The sequence below is a fragment of the Staphylococcus sp. HMSC069D12 genome, assembly GCF_001810405.1.
Classification (GTDB): Bacteria; Bacillota; Bacilli; order Staphylococcales; family Staphylococcaceae; genus Staphylococcus; species Staphylococcus haemolyticus.
Genome location: NZ_KV801089.1, coordinates 40,498 through 60,959 on the forward strand (window position 1 = coordinate 40,498; position 20,462 = coordinate 60,959).

20 protein-coding genes and 2 pseudogenes are annotated in these 20,462 nt (G+C 31.4%); 14 read left to right on the forward strand and 8 right to left on the reverse strand.

What is annotated here, in order from left to right:
* Positions 1 to 3 precede the first annotated feature (3 nt).
* The 5 genes from gatB (at position 4) to dinB (ending at position 6,006) form a co-directional block, all read left to right on the forward strand.
* Positions 4 to 1,431, forward strand: a complete 1,428-nt coding sequence (gene gatB, locus HMPREF2737_RS00860; protein ID WP_037551151.1) for an Asp-tRNA(Asn)/Glu-tRNA(Gln) amidotransferase subunit GatB — start codon at positions 4 to 6, stop codon at positions 1,429 to 1,431.
* A 248-nt stretch (positions 1,432 to 1,679) separates the two neighbouring features.
* Positions 1,680 to 2,672 carry a diacylglycerol kinase gene (locus HMPREF2737_RS00865; protein WP_037537988.1) on the forward strand — a complete coding sequence of 331 codons (993 nt, stop codon included), beginning with the start codon at positions 1,680 to 1,682 and terminating at the stop codon, positions 2,670 to 2,672.
* Between the two features lie 102 nt (positions 2,673 to 2,774).
* Positions 2,775 to 4,139: a 23S rRNA (uracil(1939)-C(5))-methyltransferase RlmD gene (gene rlmD, locus HMPREF2737_RS00870; RefSeq protein ID WP_037551148.1), complete on the forward strand. Its 1,365-nt coding sequence runs from the start codon at positions 2,775 to 2,777 to the stop codon at positions 4,137 to 4,139.
* 126 nt (positions 4,140 to 4,265) lie between these two features.
* Complete coding sequence (locus tag HMPREF2737_RS00875; RefSeq protein WP_037551145.1) at positions 4,266 to 4,814, forward strand: DUF3267 domain-containing protein; 549 nt, start codon at positions 4,266 to 4,268, stop codon at positions 4,812 to 4,814.
* 115 nt (positions 4,815 to 4,929) lie between these two features.
* Positions 4,930 to 6,006 (forward strand): DNA polymerase IV, encoded by a 1,077-nt coding sequence (gene dinB / locus HMPREF2737_RS00880; RefSeq protein ID WP_037551143.1) that lies wholly within the window; start codon positions 4,930 to 4,932, stop codon positions 6,004 to 6,006.
* Between the two features lie 55 nt (positions 6,007 to 6,061).
* Here dinB and HMPREF2737_RS00885 read toward each other — a convergent pair whose 3' ends face one another.
* A complete protein-coding gene (locus HMPREF2737_RS00885; RefSeq protein ID WP_037551142.1) occupies positions 6,062 to 6,613 on the reverse strand; it encodes a 3'-5' exonuclease in 552 nt (183 codons plus the stop codon).
* A 256-nt stretch (positions 6,614 to 6,869) separates the two neighbouring features.
* Positions 6,870 to 7,370: an H-type ferritin FtnA gene (ftnA, locus tag HMPREF2737_RS00890; RefSeq protein WP_011275365.1), complete on the reverse strand. Its 501-nt coding sequence runs from the start codon at positions 7,368 to 7,370 to the stop codon at positions 6,870 to 6,872.
* 195 nt (positions 7,371 to 7,565) lie between these two features.
* Between ftnA and HMPREF2737_RS00895 the strand changes: the two genes are divergently transcribed.
* Complete coding sequence (locus HMPREF2737_RS00895) at positions 7,566 to 8,876, forward strand: lipid II isoglutaminyl synthase subunit MurT (protein ID WP_037551141.1); 1,311 nt, start codon at positions 7,566 to 7,568, stop codon at positions 8,874 to 8,876.
* Positions 8,877 to 8,878: 2 nt separating this feature from the next.
* A complete protein-coding gene (locus HMPREF2737_RS00900; protein ID WP_016931023.1) occupies positions 8,879 to 9,598 on the forward strand; it encodes a lipid II isoglutaminyl synthase subunit GatD in 720 nt (239 codons plus the stop codon).
* A 64-nt stretch (positions 9,599 to 9,662) separates the two neighbouring features.
* Here the strand turns inward: HMPREF2737_RS00900 and HMPREF2737_RS00905 are convergent, their stop codons facing one another.
* Entirely contained in the window at positions 9,663 to 10,652 is a 990-nt protein-coding gene (locus tag HMPREF2737_RS00905; protein ID WP_016931022.1) for an FUSC family protein, read from the reverse strand.
* 151 nt (positions 10,653 to 10,803) lie between these two features.
* Between HMPREF2737_RS00905 and map the strand changes: the two genes are divergently transcribed.
* Complete coding sequence (gene map, locus HMPREF2737_RS00910; protein ID WP_016931021.1) at positions 10,804 to 11,556, forward strand: type I methionyl aminopeptidase; 753 nt, start codon at positions 10,804 to 10,806, stop codon at positions 11,554 to 11,556.
* 115 nt (positions 11,557 to 11,671) lie between these two features.
* Here the strand turns inward: map and HMPREF2737_RS00915 are convergent.
* Both HMPREF2737_RS00915 and HMPREF2737_RS00920 read right to left on the reverse strand, forming a co-directional pair.
* Positions 11,672 to 12,481: pseudogene (locus HMPREF2737_RS00915) on the reverse strand (SDR family oxidoreductase); the annotation flags it as partial.
* 119 nt (positions 12,482 to 12,600) lie between these two features.
* Positions 12,601 to 13,605: pseudogene (locus HMPREF2737_RS00920) on the reverse strand (HoxN/HupN/NixA family nickel/cobalt transporter).
* 213 nt (positions 13,606 to 13,818) lie between these two features.
* Between HMPREF2737_RS00920 and HMPREF2737_RS00925 the strand changes: the two are divergent.
* Genes HMPREF2737_RS00925 through vraR form a run of 4 tightly spaced genes read left to right on the forward strand, consistent with a single transcriptional unit; the run spans position 13,819 to position 16,593 of the window.
* Entirely contained in the window at positions 13,819 to 14,205 is a 387-nt protein-coding gene (locus HMPREF2737_RS00925; protein WP_037551139.1) for a hypothetical protein, read from the forward strand.
* Positions 14,206 to 14,229: 24 nt separating this feature from the next.
* Complete coding sequence (liaF, locus tag HMPREF2737_RS00930; RefSeq protein ID WP_011275374.1) at positions 14,230 to 14,931, forward strand: cell wall-active antibiotics response protein VraT; 702 nt, start codon at positions 14,230 to 14,232, stop codon at positions 14,929 to 14,931.
* Positions 14,928 to 15,974: a sensor histidine kinase VraS gene (locus tag HMPREF2737_RS00935; RefSeq protein WP_037551138.1), complete on the forward strand. Its 1,047-nt coding sequence runs from the start codon at positions 14,928 to 14,930 to the stop codon at positions 15,972 to 15,974. The genes liaF and HMPREF2737_RS00935 overlap by 4 nt, the downstream gene beginning before the upstream one ends.
* Positions 15,964 to 16,593, forward strand: coding sequence for a response regulator transcription factor VraR (gene vraR, locus HMPREF2737_RS00940; protein ID WP_037551137.1), 630 nt, complete (start codon positions 15,964 to 15,966; stop codon positions 16,591 to 16,593). The genes HMPREF2737_RS00935 and vraR overlap by 11 nt, the downstream gene beginning before the upstream one ends.
* Positions 16,594 to 16,655: 62 nt before the next feature.
* On the opposite strand, the gene HMPREF2737_RS00945 is transcribed toward vraR, so the two are convergent.
* From HMPREF2737_RS00945 to HMPREF2737_RS00955, 3 genes are all read right to left on the reverse strand, one after another.
* A complete protein-coding gene (locus HMPREF2737_RS00945) occupies positions 16,656 to 17,867 on the reverse strand; it encodes a YihY/virulence factor BrkB family protein (protein ID WP_053026912.1) in 1,212 nt (403 codons plus the stop codon).
* Positions 17,868 to 18,065: 198 nt separating this feature from the next.
* Positions 18,066 to 18,350, reverse strand: a complete 285-nt coding sequence (locus HMPREF2737_RS00950) for a YtxH domain-containing protein (RefSeq protein ID WP_037551134.1) — start codon at positions 18,348 to 18,350, stop codon at positions 18,066 to 18,068.
* 5 nt (positions 18,351 to 18,355) lie between these two features.
* A complete protein-coding gene (locus HMPREF2737_RS00955; protein WP_037551133.1) occupies positions 18,356 to 18,820 on the reverse strand; it encodes a low molecular weight protein-tyrosine-phosphatase in 465 nt (154 codons plus the stop codon).
* A gap of 141 nt (positions 18,821 to 18,961) precedes the next feature.
* Here HMPREF2737_RS00955 and HMPREF2737_RS00960 point away from each other — a divergent pair, with 141 nt between their 5' ends.
* Positions 18,962 to 19,171 (forward strand): DUF1128 domain-containing protein, encoded by a 210-nt coding sequence (locus HMPREF2737_RS00960; RefSeq protein WP_076689932.1) that lies wholly within the window; start codon positions 18,962 to 18,964, stop codon positions 19,169 to 19,171.
* A gap of 13 nt (positions 19,172 to 19,184) precedes the next feature.
* On the forward strand, positions 19,185 to 20,432 hold the full coding sequence (locus tag HMPREF2737_RS00965; protein ID WP_037551132.1) for an aminopeptidase: 1,248 nt from the start codon (positions 19,185 to 19,187) through the stop codon (positions 20,430 to 20,432).
* Positions 20,433 to 20,462: the final 30 nt, after the last annotated feature.

Genomic DNA, 20,462 nt, shown 5'->3' on the forward strand with positions numbered 1-20,462 from the left:
ATAATGCATTTTGAAACAGTTATCGGACTTGAAGTTCACGTTGAGCTAAAAACAGACTCAAAAATGTTCTCTCCATCACCAGCACATTTTGGAGCTGAACCTAACTCAAATACAAATGTTATTGATTTAGCATATCCTGGTGTATTACCGGTTGTTAATAGACGTGCTGTAGACTGGGCTATGCGTGCATCAATGGCTTTAAATATGGATATCTCTACAAATTCTAAATTTGACCGTAAAAACTATTTCTATCCAGATAATCCTAAAGCTTATCAAATTTCTCAATTTGATCAACCAATTGGTGAAAATGGTTATATTGATATTGAAGTAGATGGTGAAACAAAACGTATTGGAATCACACGTCTTCACATGGAAGAAGATGCTGGTAAATCAACACATAAAGATGGATACTCTTTAGTAGACTTAAACCGTCAAGGTACACCATTAATTGAAATTGTATCTGAACCAGATATTAGATCTCCTAAAGAAGCTTATGCTTACTTAGAAAAATTACGTTCAATTATTCAATATACAGGTGTATCAGACTGTAAAATGGAAGAAGGCTCATTACGTTGTGATGCCAATATTTCATTACGTCCTTATGGACAAGAAGAATTTGGTACAAAAACTGAATTGAAAAACCTAAATTCATTTAACTATGTTAGAAAAGGTTTAGAGTACGAAGAAAAACGCCAAGAAGAAGAATTATTAAACGGTGGTACAATTGGACAAGAGACACGCCGCTTTGATGAATCAACTGGTAAAACAATTCTTATGCGTGTTAAAGAGGGCTCAGATGACTACCGTTACTTCCCTGAACCTGATATTGTACCTTTATACGTAGATGAAGAATGGAAAGAGCGTGTACGTCAAACAATCCCTGAATTACCAGATGAGCGTAAAGCTAAATATGTAAATGATTTAGGTTTACCTGAATACGATGCGCACGTATTAACACTTACTAAAGAGATGTCTGATTTCTTTGAAGGTGCTATTGAAAAAGGTGCAGACGTTAAGTTAACTTCAAACTGGTTAATGGGTGGCGTTAATGAATATTTAAATAAAAACCAAGTTGAGTTACAAGATACTAAATTAACACCAGAAAACCTTGCTGGTATGATTAAACTTATTGAAGATGGTACGATGAGTAGTAAAATCGCTAAAAAAGTTTTCCCAGAATTAGCTGAAAATGGTGGCGATGCTAAACAAATTATGGAAGATAAAGGTTTAGTTCAAATTTCTGATGAAGCTACTTTAACTAAATTCGTCACTGAAGCTTTAGATAATAACCCTCAATCTGTTGAAGATTATAAAAATGGTAAAGGGAAAGCAATGGGCTTCTTAGTTGGTCAAATTATGAAAGCATCTAAAGGCCAAGCTAATCCTCAAAAAGTAAACCAAATATTAAAACAAGAATTAAATAAACGTTAATTAAAGATTTAAACATAATGAACTAAAGCATCATTTAAGGTTTGTTTCCTATCATGGTTAGGGAACAAGCCTTTTAATTTTGGTGTGTGGTGTTTTTAGTTCAATTATTTTTAATGTTATAACTGCTATGATTATTTAATTGTAAATAGTGTAATAAATGTATTTTAAAGATTATTGATTTAAATACTTCCAACTCTCTTATAAATCATTTAATATAAGAATATGTATAAAAAGATGAGGGATAATTTATGAGAAAACGTGCAAGAATCATTTATAATCCAACTTCTGGAAAGGAACTTTTTAAAAGAACTTTACCAGATGTTTTAATTAAATTAGAACGTGCCGGGTATGAGACAAGTGCTTATGCAACTGAGCGTGAAGGCGATGCAACGCTTGAAGCTGAACGTGCACTTAAAAGAGATTATGATATTATTATAGCAGCTGGTGGAGATGGAACACTTAATGAAGTTGTTAATGGCATAGCTGAACAGCCCAATCGCCCTAAATTAGGTATCATCCCTATGGGGACAGTGAATGATTTCGGTAGAGCCTTGCACTTACCAAGTGATATTATGGGCGCTGTTGATGTTATTATTGATGATCACACGACTAAAGTGGATATAGGAAAAATGAATAATCGTTATTTCATCAATTTAGCAGCTGGTGGTCAATTAACTCAAGTTTCTTATGAGACGCCAAGTCGATTAAAGTCAATTGTAGGTCCCTTTGCGTATTATATTAAAGGATTTGAAATGTTACCTCAGATGAAAGCTGTAGATTTGCGTATAGAATATGATAATCAAGTTTTTCAAGGTGAGGCATTATTATTCTTATTGGGACTGACAAACTCAATGGCAGGATTTGAGAAATTAGTTCCAGATGCTAAGTTAGATGACGGGCATTTTACATTAATTATTGTAGAAAAGGCTAACCTTGCTGAACTAGGGCACATCATGACCTTAGCATCTCGCGGAGAACACATTAAACATCCAAAGGTTATTTATGAGAAAGCTAAATCAATTAATATCTCATCCTTTACTGAAATGCAATTGAATGTAGATGGTGAATATGGTGGTAAATTACCAGCTAATTTCTTGAATTTAAAAAGACATATCGAAGTATGTACGCCAAAAGATATATATAATGAGGAATTAACTGAAGATCAACAAGTCGAAGATGGTATTATTGAAGAGAAGCCATCGAATGAAGAAATTATTAAAAACAATGAAATATCAGAGTAAATTATACAGTTGAAGAGGTTGAGCAATAGTTTTGATGTCTTAGGTATGAAAAACAAAACCAAGATTAAACTACTCTAACCTCTTTTTATGTGGGGTGAAATAATGGAAACCATAATTAAAAATGAAATGAAACAAGGTAACGTTGTTGATTTAACACATGAAGGGCATGGCGTCATTAAAATCGACCGTTATCCGATATTTGTGCCAAATGCGTTAATTGGTGAGGTGATTAAATATAAAATTATAAAAGTAAAGAAAAATTTTGCTATTGGTAAACTTCTTCAAGTTATTAAACCAAGTGAACAACGCGTGGAACCACCATGTAAATACTATTGGAAGTGTGGTGGTTGTCAATTGCAACATATGACGTATGATGCCCAATTGGCTATGAAGCAGTCACAAATTACCAACTTATTCCATAGAAAAGCACAATTTAGTAATACAATCATTAACAAAACTATCGGTATGAATCATCCTTGGCATTACAGAAATAAATCACAGTTGCCAATTGGTAAAGATAGAGATGGAAAAGCAATTATAGGATATTATCGACAAAGAAGTCACGATATTATAGATATGGATAGTTGCTTAATTCAAGATGATATACACCAAGATATTATGAATCACGTCAAACAATGGATTATTGATTACGATATTAGTGTTTATAATGAGAGTACAAAAAAAGGACTTTTAAGACATTTAGTTATTCGCACAGGCTATTATTCTGATGATAAGATGGTCGTTTTTGTAACAAATGGTAAAAATTTCCAGCAAGCTTCAATTTTAGTTGAAAAATTAAAAGAAACTTTTCCTAACATAGCTAGCATTAAACAAAATATTAATAATAGTCATTCCAATGTAATTATGGGGCAACAGTCTGTAACGTTATACGGCAAAGATAAGATTGCTGATCAACTTAGTGATACTACATTTAAGATAAGTGACCAATCATTCTATCAAATAAATTCTTCTCAAACTGAAAAATTATATCAAAAAGCAATAGAGTATGCGCAATTGACAGGTAAAGAAACAGTTCTTGATACATATTGCGGTATTGGTACGATAGGTTTATATATGGCGTCAGTAGCGAAACATGTTTATGGTGTTGAGGTCGTGCCGTCAGCGATTAAAGATGCACAACAAAATGCGACTTTAAATGGATTTGAAAATACAACTTTTGTCTGTGGAAAGGCAGAAGAAGTCATTATAAAATGGAAACAACAAGGTATCAAACCAGATGTTGTTATGGTAGATCCCCCGAGGAAAGGGTGCGATGAAACTTTCTTACAAACACTGCTTAAACTAAATCCTAAGCGTATTGTCTACATTTCTTGTAATCCATCTACGCAACAAAGAGATGCTCAAATATTAGATTCACAATATGAATTGCAAGAAATTACACCAGTCGATATGTTTCCTCAAACAACACATGTAGAGACAGTTGCATTATTTGAAAGAAAATCTTAAACGTAAAATTTTAATACAAATATTAAGAAATGGTTACAGAGCATTAAATCTTATAAAAAAGTTTTTTTCTTAACATCGACTGTATATACTATGGTTGAAAATTAACAGAGATTGGAGGTCATTATTGTGCAGAAAATTGATTTTTCTCCAAATAGAATCAACTTACCTAAATTTATGGCAACTCAATTAGTAGTAATTTTATTTATGATAGTGTTTACTTATAAATGGGCATTCATGTTTACAACCATTCATGAACAAACATTTTTAGCTAACTTATTATATGGTATTTTAGGTTTTATAGTTATTTTAGGACTACATGAACTGATTCATAGAATTTCATTTTTTATCTGTTCAAAAGGAGAACAGCCTCATTTTAAATATAAAAAAGGTTTTTTATTAGTACATATTTCCAAAAAATATTTTAATAAATGGCAATATTGCACAATAATGCTAGCTCCAATGTTTATATTAACAGGAGTATTAATGTTTATATTCAGTATTTACACATACTCCTCAATTATTATTATGTTAAGTATACATATTGGATATTGCTTAATTGATTTATATTTAGTAGGTATTACATTTACTAATAAATTTGAATATGTACATCCATCAGATGAAGGTTTAATTATGTATCATCAAAGACCTATACAAGCTAATGACGAACTTGAATAAATTGTGAGTCTCAATATAATTATTTATGTGCACATTTCATGAGTTTTGTTGCTAGTCACATTATAATTATATTGAGGCTTATTTTATTTTGGTTTATTTTAAAAGAGGTGAGACGATGGCTGAAAGAAGGATTATTCATATAGATATGGATTACTTTTTTGCACAAGTAGAAATGCGAGATAACCCTAAATTAAAAGGTAAACCTGTAATTGTAGGTGGTAAGGCAAGTACTCGTGGTGTGGTTTCTACTGCTTCTTACGAGGCTAGAAAATATGGGGTTCATTCTGCAATGCCAATGTCTCAAGCACATAAATTATGTCCTAATGGATATTATGTAAGAGCAAGATTTGACGCTTATAGAGAAGCCTCTGCCGTTATAATGTCTATATTTAAAAGTTATACAGATATTGTAGAACCTATGTCATTGGATGAAGCGTATTTAGATATTACTCACCTTGTTAGACCTGACTTGTCTGCATCTAAAATCGCAATGTTTATTCGACGCGATATATTTGAACAAACTGGATTAACTTCTTCTGCAGGTATATCGTATAATAAATTTTTAGCAAAATTAGCAAGTGGTATGAATAAGCCTAATGGCATGAAGGTTATCGATTATAATAATGTAAACGATATTTTAATGAATCTTGATATTGGTGACTTTCCAGGTGTGGGTAAAGCATCGAAAAAAGTCATGCATAACCATGATATATATACAGGTAAAGATTTGTATGATAAAACTGAATTTGAATTATTACGTTGGTTTGGAAAAAGAGGTCGTGGCTTATATCTTAAAGCTCGAGGAATTGATCATAGTGAAGTAAAAGCAACGAGAGTGCGTAAATCCGTGGGTACTGAACGAACATTTTCAACTGATGTGAATGATGATGAAGAAATTTTACAAAAAATATGGGAATTATCTGGCAAGACTGCAGAACGTCTATCTAAGTTACAAAAATCAGGTAGTACCGTAACAGTTAAATTAAAAACGTATCAATATGAAACATTTTCCAAACAAAGAAGTTTGAGAAAGGCAGTAAGTAGAGATATTGATATATATAACGTAGCTTATGATTTGTATAACGATTTGAAGGATCCTGATGTTCCAATAAGGTTAATCGGTGTAACGGTTGGCAATTTAGAACAGTCAACATATGAGAATATGACGATTTATGATTTTATAGAAAGATAAAGGTTCATGATGATATTAGCAATTAAACTAAACCAATAATTGCAATTTATGTGGGTTAACCTTTATCTTTTAAATTTTTGCCATAAATTTGGAGCATACTTTGTAAATTGTCATAGTGTTTTAATAATCTAAAAGTAATCATTGCACAAGCTTTAGCATCGTTGAGTGCATCATGATGACCGTGAAAATCTAATTTATAATGTTTCATTAAATGTTTTAGTCCGTAGCGATATGCATCAATTGTACGTTTAGCAAGTTGATATGAACAGAAGTAAATCATGGAGGGTGTTTCTATATTTAACTGTTTTAAACTTTGATGAAGTACATTCATATCAAAAGCAGCATTGTGAGCAACAACAGGTAATTTACCAATAAATTGCATCATATAAGGGAATACATATTCAAAACTGGGAGCATCATTCACGTCTTCAGGTGTAATACCGTGAACCTCAATATTCGTCTGAGAGAAATAATCAAAAGGGTTAACTAAAGTATAAAAAGATTCCACAATCTCATTGTTAACTACTTTGACCATACCAACTGAACAGATACTTGTACGTTTACCATTTGCAGTTTCGAAGTCTAATGCTATAAAGGCATTTTCCATTCCTAACACTGTCCTTTCAAGTATTGATTCTTTTATTTTAGCTAAAAATATAAATTTATTTCCAGAATGTTGCATTCATAAAATAAAAAAAGAGTAGAAATGAATTCATTTCGAATTCATTATCCACTCCATTAATATTTATGAGTCTTGAGAATAACTAGCATTACACCTTTTTGTGCATGTTAGTTAGTTACAATGTACTAGGCAAGCAATAAAAATAGTTTGTCTCAATCACAATTAAACCTTGAGATAAAAGTTATTCTTCATCAAATGAACGAGCTGCTAATTCTTTTTCATATAAATATAAAGTATTGCAGTCATCACCAATACGATTTAAATAATCAATATGTGTTTCAAATGTTGATTCTTCTTCAACTTGCTCATCTAAGAACCAGTTTAAGAAAGAAATCGTAGCATAGTCTTTATCTTTTTGAGCTATTTCAGATAAATTGTAAAAACGACGAGTAACATCTTGTTCCTGTGCTAATCCATCTTTAAATGTTTCAAGGATAGATTTAAATTCAGTTTTAGGCGCTGGTATTGATTTAAATTCAGCATGTTCACCACGATCATTGATATAATCATAGATTTTTTTACCGTGGAAACGTTCTTCTTTAGCTTGTTGGATATAGAAGTTAGCGAAACCTTCATATGAAGCATCATCGCAATAAGCTGCCATTGCCATATAAGCATGAGCTGCGAAATATTCATGGTTCATTTGATCATTAAGTGCTTCTAACAAGTCTTTACTTAGCATAATTAAGTCACCTCTATTTAAGATTTTATAATTGATTTTGCCTTTGTTCATTAGAAGTATAACAAATCTATTCTCATTAGTAAATAATAATTATTATAATCTAGAATGTAACTTGCTATTTTTAATTGAGAATGTTTTTTGTTATACCCTTTACGTGTTATAATTATTCATGTGATTTATATGAGGAGGAAGCACATGAGACAATGGACTGCAACGCACTTAGCGAAATTGGCTCGTAAGGCTAGTATCGCTGCTGGGAAAAAAGGAACAGATTTACCGGGACAAGTTGCCCGCAAAGTGGATCAAAATATATTAAGAAAATTAGCTGCACAAGTAGATGACATCGTCTTTATTAGTGGGACTAATGGTAAAACGACGACATCTAATCTTATAGGACATACATTAAAAGCAAATCACATTGATATTATACATAATAATGAAGGTGCTAATATGGCAGCAGGTATCACATCTGCCTTTATCATGCAAAGCACTAAAAATACTAAAGTAGCAGTTATTGAAATCGATGAAGGATCTATTCCTCGAGTTTTAAAAGAAGTCACTCCATCAATGATGATATTTACTAACTTCTTCCGTGATCAAATGGATCGATTTGGAGAAATAGATATAATGGTAAATAACATAGCTAAGTCAATTAGTAATAAAGGAATTAAATTGTTACTCAATGCAGATGATCCTTTTGTAAGTCGACTTAAAATAGCTAGTGACTCTATCGTTTATTATGGTATGAAAGCACACGCACATGAGTTTGAGCAAAGTACTATGAACGAGAGTAAGTATTGCCCAAATTGTGGCAAATTATTAGCATACGATTACATTCATTATAATCAAATCGGTCATTACCATTGTTCATGTGGATTCAAACGTGAATTACCTAAATATGAAGTTTCATCATTCACAGTATCTCCGTTCTTAGCATTAAATATAAATGAAACAACATTTAACATGAAAATTGCTGGAGACTTCAACGCTTATAATGCATTAGCTGCCTATACTGTGTTGAGAGAATTAGGGCTCAATGATGAGTCTATTGGAATTGGTTTCGAATCATATACTTCAGATAATGGTCGTATGCAATATTTTAAACTTGATCATAAAGAGGCTATGATTAATTTAGCTAAGAATCCTGCAGGTATGAATGCTAGTTTATCAGTAGGAGAACAGTTAGAAGGTAAAAAAGTATATGTCATTAGTCTAAATGATAATGCTGCTGATGGTCGTGATACTTCTTGGATTTATGATGCCGATTTCGAGAAATTAAGCGAACAAGATATTGAAACGATCATTGTTACAGGGACTCGAGCTGAAGAATTACAATTACGTCTGAAATTAGCCGAAATAAATGTTCCAATTATACTTGAAAAAGATATTTATAAAGCAACTGCAATGACAATGAATTATGAAGGTTTCACTGTAGCTATTCCTAACTACACATCTTTATCTCCAATGTTAGAACAACTTAATCGTTCATTTAAAGGAGGGCAATAAATATGAATGAATTAACCGTTTATCATTTTATGTCAGATAAATTAAATTTATATAGTGATATAGGAAATATTATTGCACTCAAACAAAGAGCAAAGAAACGTGGTATTCAATTAAATGTAGTAGAAGTTAACCAAACTGAAGGTGTGACGCTTGATAATTGTGATATCTTCTTTATCGGCGGTGGCAGTGATAGAGAACAAAGTATTGCTACTAAGGAATTAAGCAAGATAAAGACTACACTTAAAGATGCTATTGAAGATGGTATGCCAGGATTAACGATTTGTGGTGGTTATCAATTTTTAGGAACAAAATATATTACGCCTGATGGAACTGAACTTGAAGGTTTAGGTATCTTAGATTTCTATACTGAATCACGAACTGAACGATTAACTGGTGATATAGTAATCGAGAGTGATACATTTGGAACGATAGTTGGCTTCGAGAATCACGGTGGTCGAACACATCATAATTTTGGTACGTTAGGACATGTTACGGTTGGTCACGGTAATAATGATGATGATAAACAAGAAGGTATTCACTATAAAAATTTATTAGGAACATATTTACATGGACCTATCCTTCCAAAGAATCATGAACTGACTGATTATTTATTAGAAAAAGCCTGTGAACGTAAAGGTATACCTTTTGAACCTAAACAATTAGATAACACTGAAGAAGAAGCGGCTAAAAGAGTTATTATAGAAAGATCATCAAAAAAATAACAAATATAATAAGCAATTAAAAATGACGTACCGGATTTATAGAAATTTTCCAGTACGTCATTTTTTATTTGTCATTATATCTACTATCTAATAATTTATAGATTAGAAGTATTTCATAAATGACATGACTTTTGATTTGATTCTGATCAAATTTTTCTAAGCGTTTAACAGAAGATTTAAGTGTTGATGCAGATGAGCGGTGAGGTTCAAAATGATTGCTTTTGATAATATTATTGACGCTATTACTAATTTTAATAATAGCTATTTTTTCCTCAGGTGTAAAAACTAAATGTATGTGCTTAGGTAAATATATAATATTTGATAGGTGAGTAGCCAGTAATCTATCGATATAGGAACGGTTCGAAATATTTTTTAATCGTTTCCATTCATCTTCTTTGTTTTTATGATAACGTAATTCGTCTTTTTGATAGCCAGTTAAAGTTTCAGTCTTGTTTATAACACCCATCAACTTATTTAAAAGATCATTACTATGATCAGAATCAAATTTTCCTAATAATAATTCGTTACATCTTGAAGAGAACAACTCATACATTTTATATTCGGATTGCGTTAAATTATCTTCAATTTGCTGATAATATTTAGGAGGCAGAACTATAAAATTGACCAATCCTGCTGTAACCAAACCGATTAATGCAGTTAATAATCTTGAAAAAAAGTTGAATAAATAGGCGTCGTGTATGCCGGGTATCATGGCAACCGATGTTAACACCGCAACAGTAGTACCAACTTGCAGGTTTAATTTAGTACAAACTAAGATAGTAAAAAGTGCACTAAACGTATACGTTAAAGCCGATTGGTCACCAAAAATAAAAGTAAAAAGTACAGCAAATAATGCACCAATTACCGTTGCGGGCAATCTTCTATAACCTTTTTTTAATGACGCCTTTGCAGTAGGTTCGATAGTTACAATAGCAGTTAATATAGCGAAGATTGGAGTGAGATCAAGCATCAAACAAAATAGCGATGTTAAAAAGGTCGCTAGGCCAGTTTTGATTGTTCTCGCTCCTATAATTTTCTTGTACCATTTATCCATATGATAAATCCTCTCGTTGTACGAAAATAACAATTATAATTTTATCTTTTAAACAGAAATTATTTTGCGCTTCATTTTTTGTATGTTTAGTATATCAAAATTTTTTTGGTATAATAAGGTGTAATCACAATTTAAAAAGGAACGGGATATTATGATTATAAAAACAGAAGAAGAATTACAAGCCTTAAAAGAGATAGGTTACATTTGTGCTAAGGTTAGAGATACTATGCAAGAAGCTACTAAACCTGGTATTACAACTAAAGAATTAGACAACATAGCTAAAGATTTGTTTGAAGAACATGGTGCTATTTCAGCACCTATTCATGATGAGAATTTCCCTGGGCAAACATGTATAAGTGTTAATGAAGAAGTAGCCCATGGCATTCCTGGCAAACGAATCATCCGTGAAGGAGATTTAGTTAATATAGATGTATCAGCTCTAAAAAATGGTTATTACGCTGATACTGGTATTTCTTTTGTTGTGGGTGAAGCAAGTGACCCACTTAAACAAAAAGTATGTGATGTTGCACTAATGGCATTTGAAAATGCAATGGCAAAAGTTAAACCTGGAACTAAATTAAGTAATATCGGTAAAGCAGTACATGCAACAGCACGTCAAAATGATTTAACTGTCATTAAAAATCTAACTGGGCATGGTGTAGGTCAATCACTACATGAGGCGCCTAACCATGTTATGAACTATTATGATCCTAAAGATAAAACTTTACTTAAAGAAGGGGTTGTAATTGCAGTAGAGCCATTTATTTCTTCTAAAGCAACTTTTGTAACAGAAGGTAAAAATGAATGGGCCTTCGAAACTAGAGATAAGAGTTTTGTCGCTCAAATCGAACATACGGTTATCGTTACTAAAGATGGACCATTATTAACTACAAAAATTGATTAATTTCATATTTAATTACTATTAATTAAAAATTCGATATATATATAAATTAACCAGTAAAAGAGATGACAACGCTCATTTACTGGTTTTTTAGTTTATACTAGTTAGTTTTATAAAGTTATTTAACTAATAATTTATAGACTTGTTTCTGCTGTTGTTTGCCATCTGGGTCTAGTTTGGTTTTAATTTTTGTGAAAGTTTCAGACCAATCAGACGTACGCGTTCTGATAGGTGGTTCTTTCATTTCAATTGTTTTTAAAATGACTTGCGCAACTTCATGTGAACTTTGAGAAGCATCATGCCCATAATTTTCTTTAATACCACTAGTATATGAATTGTATAAGTGCGTATATTCATCTTCTTGTATGCCACCAGTTTGAGTTAAGTGGTTCATAATGTTGGGCATAAATTCAGATTGTATGCCTCTGGGTTCAATAATAGTAAATTTAATATTGAATTCAGGTTGAATATAACTTGCTAAAGATTCTGTATAACCTTCAACACCAAACTTAGCGGCACAATATATTTCGTTGAAAGGTTGTCCAACTAGGCCTCCAACTGACGAAATATTGATAACACGACCTTCTCTTTGTGATCTCATGATTGGTAATACAGCTTTGGTCATTCGAATAACAGCCATTAAATTTAAATTAAGTTGTCAATTTATTTCTTCATCGGTTGCTTGTTCTGTAGTTTTATTAAAGCCGGCGCCAGCATTGTTAATCAAAATGTCTATACGAGCTTCTTCTTGTATAATGAATTCAACAGTAGATTTAATACTATCTAATTTGGTTACATTCAATTCTAAAATGGTTAGGTCTACATTTCTTTTAGTAGCTTCATTTTTTAAATCTATTTGTTTTTCTAAATTACGCATCGTGGCATATACTTGAAATCCTTTTTCAGCAAGCATGAGCGATGTTTCAAATCCTAGTCCTGATTAAGCACCAGTAACTAGAGCAATAGTTTTAGTCATAACATAATCTCCTTTGTGAAAGTCAATAAAGTATTAACTATTCTACGAATAATGTCCAAGAAATGAATCTATTAAGACCATCGTTGTTCAACTTTGCCAAATTTCCAAATTAAAGTAGAAATGAGCCAACTGATAATAAATAAAATCACTAAAATATAACCTATATTATCAAATTGTATGTTTTCAATAAATTCCCAGATAGAACCTTTTAATTGAAGCTTATCAACTAGTATTTGTAGTAATTCAACAGTGCCAATTAATAGCGCAGCGATAACAGATATAGCAGTAATTGTAATATTGTAATAAATTTTTCGAATAGGAGTGAAGAATGCCCAATTATAAGCAGAAATCATAAGTATACCGTCTAATGTATCTAGCAAACTCATTCCGGCAGCAAACAATATAGGTAAAGATATTATACCTACGAATGAAATTGCTTGCTGTGATGCACCTGAAGATAAAGATAGCAATGAGATTTCACTAGCAGTATCCAATCCTAAAACAAATAGAAAGCCTGGTGGCAAGACATGCCAAATATGACTAATAAATTTAAAGTATGGTCCGAACATACGAGAAACAAAGCCACGTGTATCTAATAAATCATTTAACTTCTCATCATTAATTTTGTCTTTGCGAAACTTTAAAAATAAAGTTATTAAAGAAATTAATATCATTAGATTTAATATACCTATGATAATTAAAAATGTTCCTGAAACGAGAGTGCCAATAATTCCACCAATTTCTTGAAAGTGGGGTAATGCATCTTTAGCCTATTTAAGTTAAATGCCTAAAAAGACAGCCATAAAAAAGACTACTGTCGAATGTCCAATTGAGAAGTAGAAACCTACACATACTGGATTACGTTATTGTTGGAATAATTTACGCACTGTATTATCAATAGCAGCTATATGGTCTGCATCAAAAGCGTATCGAAGTACTAATGTATAAGCAAATAATCCCATACCTAGTAGTAAATGATTAGTATTTGCTAAATAGAGGAGGCCAAAACACAGAATGTGAAGTGAAATCACAACAAGTACATAAGGAAGCCAATTAAGACGATGTGTGTTAATCATTGATGTTACCTTCGTTCAAAAATAAATATAATTAATCATAGACCTGTTTAAGTTGAAAATAAAATTTGAGGTGTAACTTACATGAATTTTATATAAATTCTATAGAAATAATAAACATCGTACTAAAGTATGAGAGTAAGATGGTCCTAGAGCCTATATGAGTTTGAGTCACTTTAAACTATAATTGAGCTTAATCAAGGACGAGGTGGTTCTATGAATTATATGGACTTATATTTACAACACTTTCTTAAAGTAGTTATTAAACGAAACATTAATGATTACAAAATCAGTTTAGATCAAAAATTAAAGAGCATTGAAAATTACATTGAATATTTAAAAGAAAAGAAAACGCAAATGAATAAGTTGATTGACAGTTTAACTGCAACATTAGAAAATAAATATATTGATATAACTAATACGTATAATATTAAACATGCACAAGAAATTAATAATTATGAAATTGAAGGTCTTAAAAGACAACTTGATCTATTTGAAGCCTATTGTGCAAAAATTGAAGCGGATATTCATCGTTGCTCTAAAGAAAAGATCACAACACAAGGCCAATGTGACATAATTGAACAAATGAGTGTAGTAGCTTAATTGAAAGGAATAGGAGGCGACACATTGACTCGAAAATATATATCGACAGAGTTATTAATCATATTTACGGCATTAATGATTATTGCCAATTTTTATTACATCTTTTTTGAGAAAATAGGCTACCTATTTGTATTACTTTTGGGATGTATATTAGTTTATGTAGGCTACCTTTACTTTCATAAAGTAAGGGGTCTCTTAGCGTTTTGGATAGGTGCATTGCTTATAGCATTTACTTTATTGTCGAATAAATATACCATCATAATATTATTTGTCTTTCTAGTTATCGTAATCATTAGATATCTCATTTTTAAGTTTAAACCTTTAAAAGTGATTGCCTCAGAAGATGAAGTTACATCACCTCAATTTATTAAACAAAAGTGGTTTGGAGAGCAACGCACACCAGTTTATGTTTATAAATGGGAAGATGTACAAATTCAACATGGTGTTGGTGATATACACATTGATATGACAAAAGCTGCAAATATTAAAGAGAATAATACAATAGTAGTAAGACATATTTTAGGGAAAATTCAGTTAGTGGTACCATTGAATTATAATATTAATTTACACATGGCTGCTCTATATGGAAATGCTTATTTAAATGGCCAATCGTATAAAGTTGAAAATAATCATATCCAAGTTGAAGAGAAGCCTAAAGAAGAGAATTATAATGTCAATGTTTATGTTTCAACATTCATAGGAGATGTTGAGGTGATTTATCGATGAACCACTACTTAAGAGCTATCGGTTCAATGCTTATACTAGTTTATAGCATGTTAACCGCGTTCTTATTTATAGATAAAGTATTTGTTAATATTATCTATTTCCAAGGTATGTTTTATACTCAAATTTTTGGGATACCTGTTTTTCTATTTTTAAATTTAGTCATCATTTTACTTTGTATTATTGTAGGTTCAATTCTCGCATATAAAATTAATCAACAAAATCAGTGGATTAAGTCGCAAATTGAACATGCCATTGAAGGAGAAACAGTAGGTATTAATGATCAAAACATTGAGCTTTATAACGAAACCATAGACCTTTATCAAACATTAGTTCCCCTAAATCAAGAGTTGCACCGTTTACGAATGAAAACGCAAAACTTGACTAATGAAAACTACAATATGAATGATGTCAAAGTTAAGAAAATCATTGAGGATGAACGACAGAGATTAGCTCGCGAGTTACACGACTCTGTAAGTCAACAACTTTTTGCAGCAAGTATGATGTTATCTGCAATAAAAGAAACAAAGTTAGAGGCACCGCTTGATCAACAAATACCAGTTTTAGAGAAAATGGTACAGGAGTCTCAACTTGAAATGCGCGCATTATTACTTCATTTAAGACCTTTAGGGCTAAAAGATAAATCACTAGGTGAAGGTATCAAAGATTTAGTTATTGATTTGCAAAAGAAAGTGCCTATGAAAGTCATACACGATATTCAAGATTTCAAGGTGCCTAAAGGTATAGAAGATCATTTATTTAGAATTACACAAGAGGCTATATCAAATACGTTAAGACATTCAAATGGAACAAAAGTCACAGTGGAATTATTTAACAAACAAGATTATCTATTACTTCGAATTCAAGATAATGGTAAAGGATTCAATGTTGACGAGAAATTAGAGCAAAGTTATGGATTAAAAAATATGAGAGAACGCGCATTAGAAATTGGTGCGACATTCCATATTGTATCGTTACCGGATTCTGGAACGAGAATAGAAGTTAAAGCACCGTTAAATAGGGAGGATGATAATAATGACGATTAAAGTATTGTTCGTTGATGACCATGAAATGGTTAGAATTGGGATATCAAGTTATCTATCAACACAATCTGACATTGAGATAGTTGGAGAAGGGGAATCTGGTAAAGATGCCATTGCAAAAGCTCATGAATTAAAACCTGATTTAATTCTTATGGATTTATTAATGGATGACATGGATGGCGTTGAAGCAACTACTCAAATCAAAAAAGATTTGCCACATATTAAAGTTGTAATGTTAACTAGTTTTATTGAAGATAAAGAGGTATATAGAGCATTAGATGCTGGTGTAGATAGCTATATTTTAAAAACGACTAGTGCTAGTGATATAGCCGACGCAGTACGCAAAACTTATAATGGTGAATCTGTATTTGAACCTGAAGTTTTAGTTAAGATGCGTAATAGAATGAAGAAACGTGCAGAATTATATGAAATGCTGACTGAGCGTGAAATGGAAATTTTATTATTAATTGCAAAAGGGTATTCAAATCAAGAAATAGCGAGTGCTTCTCATATTACAATTAAAACCGTTAAAACTCATGTAAGTAATATATTGAGTAAATTAGAAGTACAAGATAGAACACAAGCCGTAATTTATGCATTCCAACATAATTTGATTCAATAAAAAAGGTTGAGGCGATAAACCGTTGCCTCAACCTTTTATTAATTTAATTAGTAATTAAACACTTATTTTTTATTATCATCGTCATTATTAGTAAATTTATCTTTAATTTTCTCAGTTAATGAAGCATCTTCTTCATCTTTATCTTCTGGATCTTTATCGACTTTATAGTCTTCATCTTTGCCAGTAGCTGTATGTTTATATTCATAAGTAGTATCTTCATTATAGTGGTTTTGGTTATTATCATCATGGTCGAGCGCTGCTTCTTCAGGGGTTTGTCCTTTAATAACATGTCTCTGATGGATGATTGCATTAATTTCAGCACCAATAATAATGATAAAACTTGTTAAATATAACCAAATTAATAAGATAATAATACCTGCGATACTGCCATAAGTCTTAGAGTAGTTTCCAAAATTTGAAATGTAGAAACCAAATGCGAAAGACCCAAGTAACCAGATAACTGATGTAAATATAGCTCCTGGTAATACTGATTTTAGTTTAGTTTTAACGTTTGGAGCTACTGAATATAGAATTGTAAATAGAATCAAAATAATAATTAATGGTAATACAACTCTAATTAAACTAAAGATCCATTTAACTTGACTATCTAATCCAAGAGGACCGAATAAGAAATGAGCAATAACTGACCCCATAGTAGGTAATGCCATGGCAACTAAAAATACGACGCCTAACACAATTGTGAAAATAACACTTAGTATCTTTAAAAGAATACCATTTCTATTATCTTCAACATCATAAGCTACATTGAATGAATTCATAATTGCAGTCATACCATTTGAAGCTGACCAAATTGCTAAGATTAACCCGATAGAAAGTAAACCGCCACTAGAATTTTTAGTGACATCGCTAATTACATCTTTAATAAGATTCGATGTGTCAGCAGGTGCATTACTTAATAAACCGGTGATTTGGCTTTGGTCTAAGTTAAATAATGGTAACAATGTTAATAGGAAAATTAACATTGGGAACATAGCTAATATAAAATGATAAGTCATTTGTGCTGCTAAGCCTGAAGCGTCATCTTTGCCTATTCGATAAATTAAATAAGAAAGAAAATTAGATTTTTTTGTATACTTAGCTGGTTTGTTTAACCGTGAAACGAAAAAGACTTGATTCTCTTTTTTTGGTTCTTTAGATTGAAATTCTTGAGGCTCTACATATGTACGATCAACATTAATTTTATCTTGATTCTTCTCTTGCTCGTCTTTAATAGAGTTAAGATACTTCGAGTTTGATTTATTTTCTTTTGACATAACAATCTCCTTTGCTTTAACCACATACATTAATTTAAATAGTAAAATAAGCGGGACAGAAACCTGTTATATAATAAAGATTTCATTGTCCCGCCTTACTATGAGTGAAAAACAAAAATAATATTTTACTTATCACTTTCAGTTAGTTTTTATTTTAACTAAAGTTATAAAAGAGATTTAGCTAAAATAAACAATCAATTATTGACCAATGCGTTTATTCTTACGTTCAACGAATGTATCTTTAGCATCTTTAATTGATTTTTCTAATTCTGGGTTATTGCGACGAATTTCTTCAATTGTATCTTTCCAATATAATACTTCGTCTTTAATAGAATTGAATTTAGAAGGTTTGCGTGTACGATTACCTTCTTTAACATCTTTTACAGATTGAACTAAAGCGTTACGTGTTGATTTGTCAGCTAAAGTAGCAGCACCACCAACAATAGCGCCAATTAAAATACCAGGAATTAATTTGTTTTCCATTTTATTTACCCCTCTTTCAAATTTGCATCTTTGACGATGAAATCAATTAGATTGTCACAAGATGATTGTACCATTTCATATACACCTTCAAAATTATTAGTGTAATAAGGATCTGGCACATCACTCTCTTCCATGTTACTAAATTCGAGCAATTTGAACAATTTTCCTTTTATATTAGGATTGATGTTTTGGATATTATCAACATTGCTCTGATCCATAGCAATAATATAATCAAAATCATCACTTGATTCAAATAACTCACTAATCATACCATCAAAAGGTATATTATGGCGATTAAGAATATCTTGAGTACCTTCATGAGGAGGTTCTCCAAGGTTCCATTTACCTGTTCCTCTTGAATAAACGTTAACGCCTGAAATGTTTCTATCTATCAAACGTTGACGCATGATTGCTTCAGCCATAGGAGAGCGACATATGTTTCCTAGACATACAAATGCTACATCTACCATATTCTATTCCCCCTAATTAATCCTATATAAACCATTTTATATTTATTTTAAAATTTTATAAAGACATAATAATACTATATCCGATAAAAGTTTGTTAAATTATCATACTTTGATAGAATATTGTATTAAAGAGGTGATAACGTGAGTCAAAATAATAATGAAACAATGATTGCAGATATTAGAAAAAAATTAAATATTGTTAATCAAGGTTTGTTAAATCCGGCTAAATTTAAAAATGCCAATCAGCATGATATAGAAGAAATTCATAATTTTGTTATGTCTAAAGATTCTTTTTCACCAAGCGAAGTTACAGCAATTGCTGATGAGTTGGGGAACTTACGTCAAGATTAGGGAGGATGATGATATGACTTCATTAAGTTATAACAAGAAATTACAACAGTATGCAGAATTATTAGTTAAAATAGGTATGAATATACAACCTAAACAACCTGTTTTTATTAGATCTTCAGTTGATGCCATCGATTTAACACGTTTAATTGTTGAAGAATCATATAAAGCTGGAGCTTCAGACGTAAAAGTAAATTATTCAGATTCTAAATTAAATAGACTTAAATTTGAGTATGAATCAGTAGATTACTTTGAAAATCATGCAGTTAAATCGTATGAAGTAGATGAACGAATGGATTATGCTAATCGTGGCGCTGCAAATTTAGCTTTACTTAGTGGTGATCCAAACTTGCTAAATGGTATAGACCCTGAAAAACTTAAAGCCAATCAAATGAGTTATAGTCAAGCATTCAAAGGATATATGGAAGGAAGTCAAAAGAATGAGTTTCCATGGGTTGTTGCTGCTTTTCCTTCTAAAGATTGGGCTAGACGTGTTTATCCAGATTTAGATGAAGAAATTGCATTAGAGAAATTTATTGATGAAGTGTTTGATATCGTAAGAATTGACGGGAACGATCCTATTGAAAATTGGAAAAAACATATAGAAAACTTAAGTGTACATGCTAAATTGATGCAAGAAAAAAATTATAAAGCGTTACATTATCAATCCGAAGGGACAGACTTAGTTGTAGGACTTCCTAAAGGACATATTTGGGAAGATGCTACGAGCTATGTTAATGGCAATCAACAAGCTTTTATAGCTAATTTACCAACTGAAGAAGTTTTTACAGCACCTGATCGTAACAACGTTAATGGATATGTAACAAATAAACTACCATTAAGTTATAATGGTACAATCATCGATGGCTTTACATTAACGTTTAAAGATGGACAAATTGTAGATTTCAAAGCAGATAAAGGCGAAGATGTGCTTAGAGATTTGATCAATACTGATGAAGGTTCTAAGCGACTAGGAGAAGTCGCTTTAGTACCTGATGATTCTCCAATTTCAAATCGTAATACTATTTTCTACAACACGTTATTTGATGAAAACGCATCATGTCATTTAGCCATTGGTTCGGCATATGGCTTTAATGTTGAAGGTGGTACTGAAATGACGACTGAAGAAAAAATTGCCAGTGGTCTTAATGATTCAAATGTCCATGTTGACTTCATGATAGGAAGTGCAGATTTAACGATTTATGGAATTAAACAGGATGACACTAAAGAATTAGTGTTTAAAAACGGCAATTGGGCTCAATAAAAATAGAAATTAAAATAAAAGGGGTATAAC

Bases quoted from the DNA above. Each gene is read 5' to 3' on its own strand.
- gatB (WP_037551151.1), top strand. From the start codon at position 4: ATGCATTTTGAAACAGTTATCGGACTTGAAGTTCACGTTGAGCTAAAA.
- HMPREF2737_RS00865 (WP_037537988.1), top strand. From the start codon at position 1,680: ATGAGAAAACGTGCAAGAATCATTTATAATCCAACTTCTGGAAAGGAA.
- rlmD (WP_037551148.1), top strand. From the start codon at position 2,775: ATGGAAACCATAATTAAAAATGAAATGAAACAAGGTAACGTTGTTGAT.
- dinB (WP_037551143.1), top strand. From the start codon at position 4,930: ATGGCTGAAAGAAGGATTATTCATATAGATATGGATTACTTTTTTGCA.
- HMPREF2737_RS00885 (WP_037551142.1), bottom strand. From the start codon at position 6,613: ATGGAAAATGCCTTTATAGCATTAGACTTCGAAACTGCAAATGGTAAA.
- ftnA (WP_011275365.1), bottom strand. From the start codon at position 7,370: ATGCTAAGTAAAGACTTGTTAGAAGCACTTAATGATCAAATGAACCAT.
- HMPREF2737_RS00895 (WP_037551141.1), top strand. From the start codon at position 7,566: ATGAGACAATGGACTGCAACGCACTTAGCGAAATTGGCTCGTAAGGCT.
- HMPREF2737_RS00900 (WP_016931023.1), top strand. From the start codon at position 8,879: ATGAATGAATTAACCGTTTATCATTTTATGTCAGATAAATTAAATTTA.
- HMPREF2737_RS00905 (WP_016931022.1), bottom strand. From the start codon at position 10,652: ATGGATAAATGGTACAAGAAAATTATAGGAGCGAGAACAATCAAAACT.
- map (WP_016931021.1), top strand. From the start codon at position 10,804: ATGATTATAAAAACAGAAGAAGAATTACAAGCCTTAAAAGAGATAGGT.
- HMPREF2737_RS00925 (WP_037551139.1), top strand. From the start codon at position 13,819: ATGAATTATATGGACTTATATTTACAACACTTTCTTAAAGTAGTTATT.
- HMPREF2737_RS00935 (WP_037551138.1), top strand. From the start codon at position 14,928: ATGAACCACTACTTAAGAGCTATCGGTTCAATGCTTATACTAGTTTAT.
- vraR (WP_037551137.1), top strand. From the start codon at position 15,964: ATGACGATTAAAGTATTGTTCGTTGATGACCATGAAATGGTTAGAATT.
- HMPREF2737_RS00945 (WP_053026912.1), bottom strand. From the start codon at position 17,867: ATGTCAAAAGAAAATAAATCAAACTCGAAGTATCTTAACTCTATTAAA.
- HMPREF2737_RS00950 (WP_037551134.1), bottom strand. From the start codon at position 18,350: ATGGAAAACAAATTAATTCCTGGTATTTTAATTGGCGCTATTGTTGGT.
- HMPREF2737_RS00955 (WP_037551133.1), bottom strand. From the start codon at position 18,820: ATGGTAGATGTAGCATTTGTATGTCTAGGAAACATATGTCGCTCTCCT.
- HMPREF2737_RS00965 (WP_037551132.1), top strand. From the start codon at position 19,185: ATGACTTCATTAAGTTATAACAAGAAATTACAACAGTATGCAGAATTA.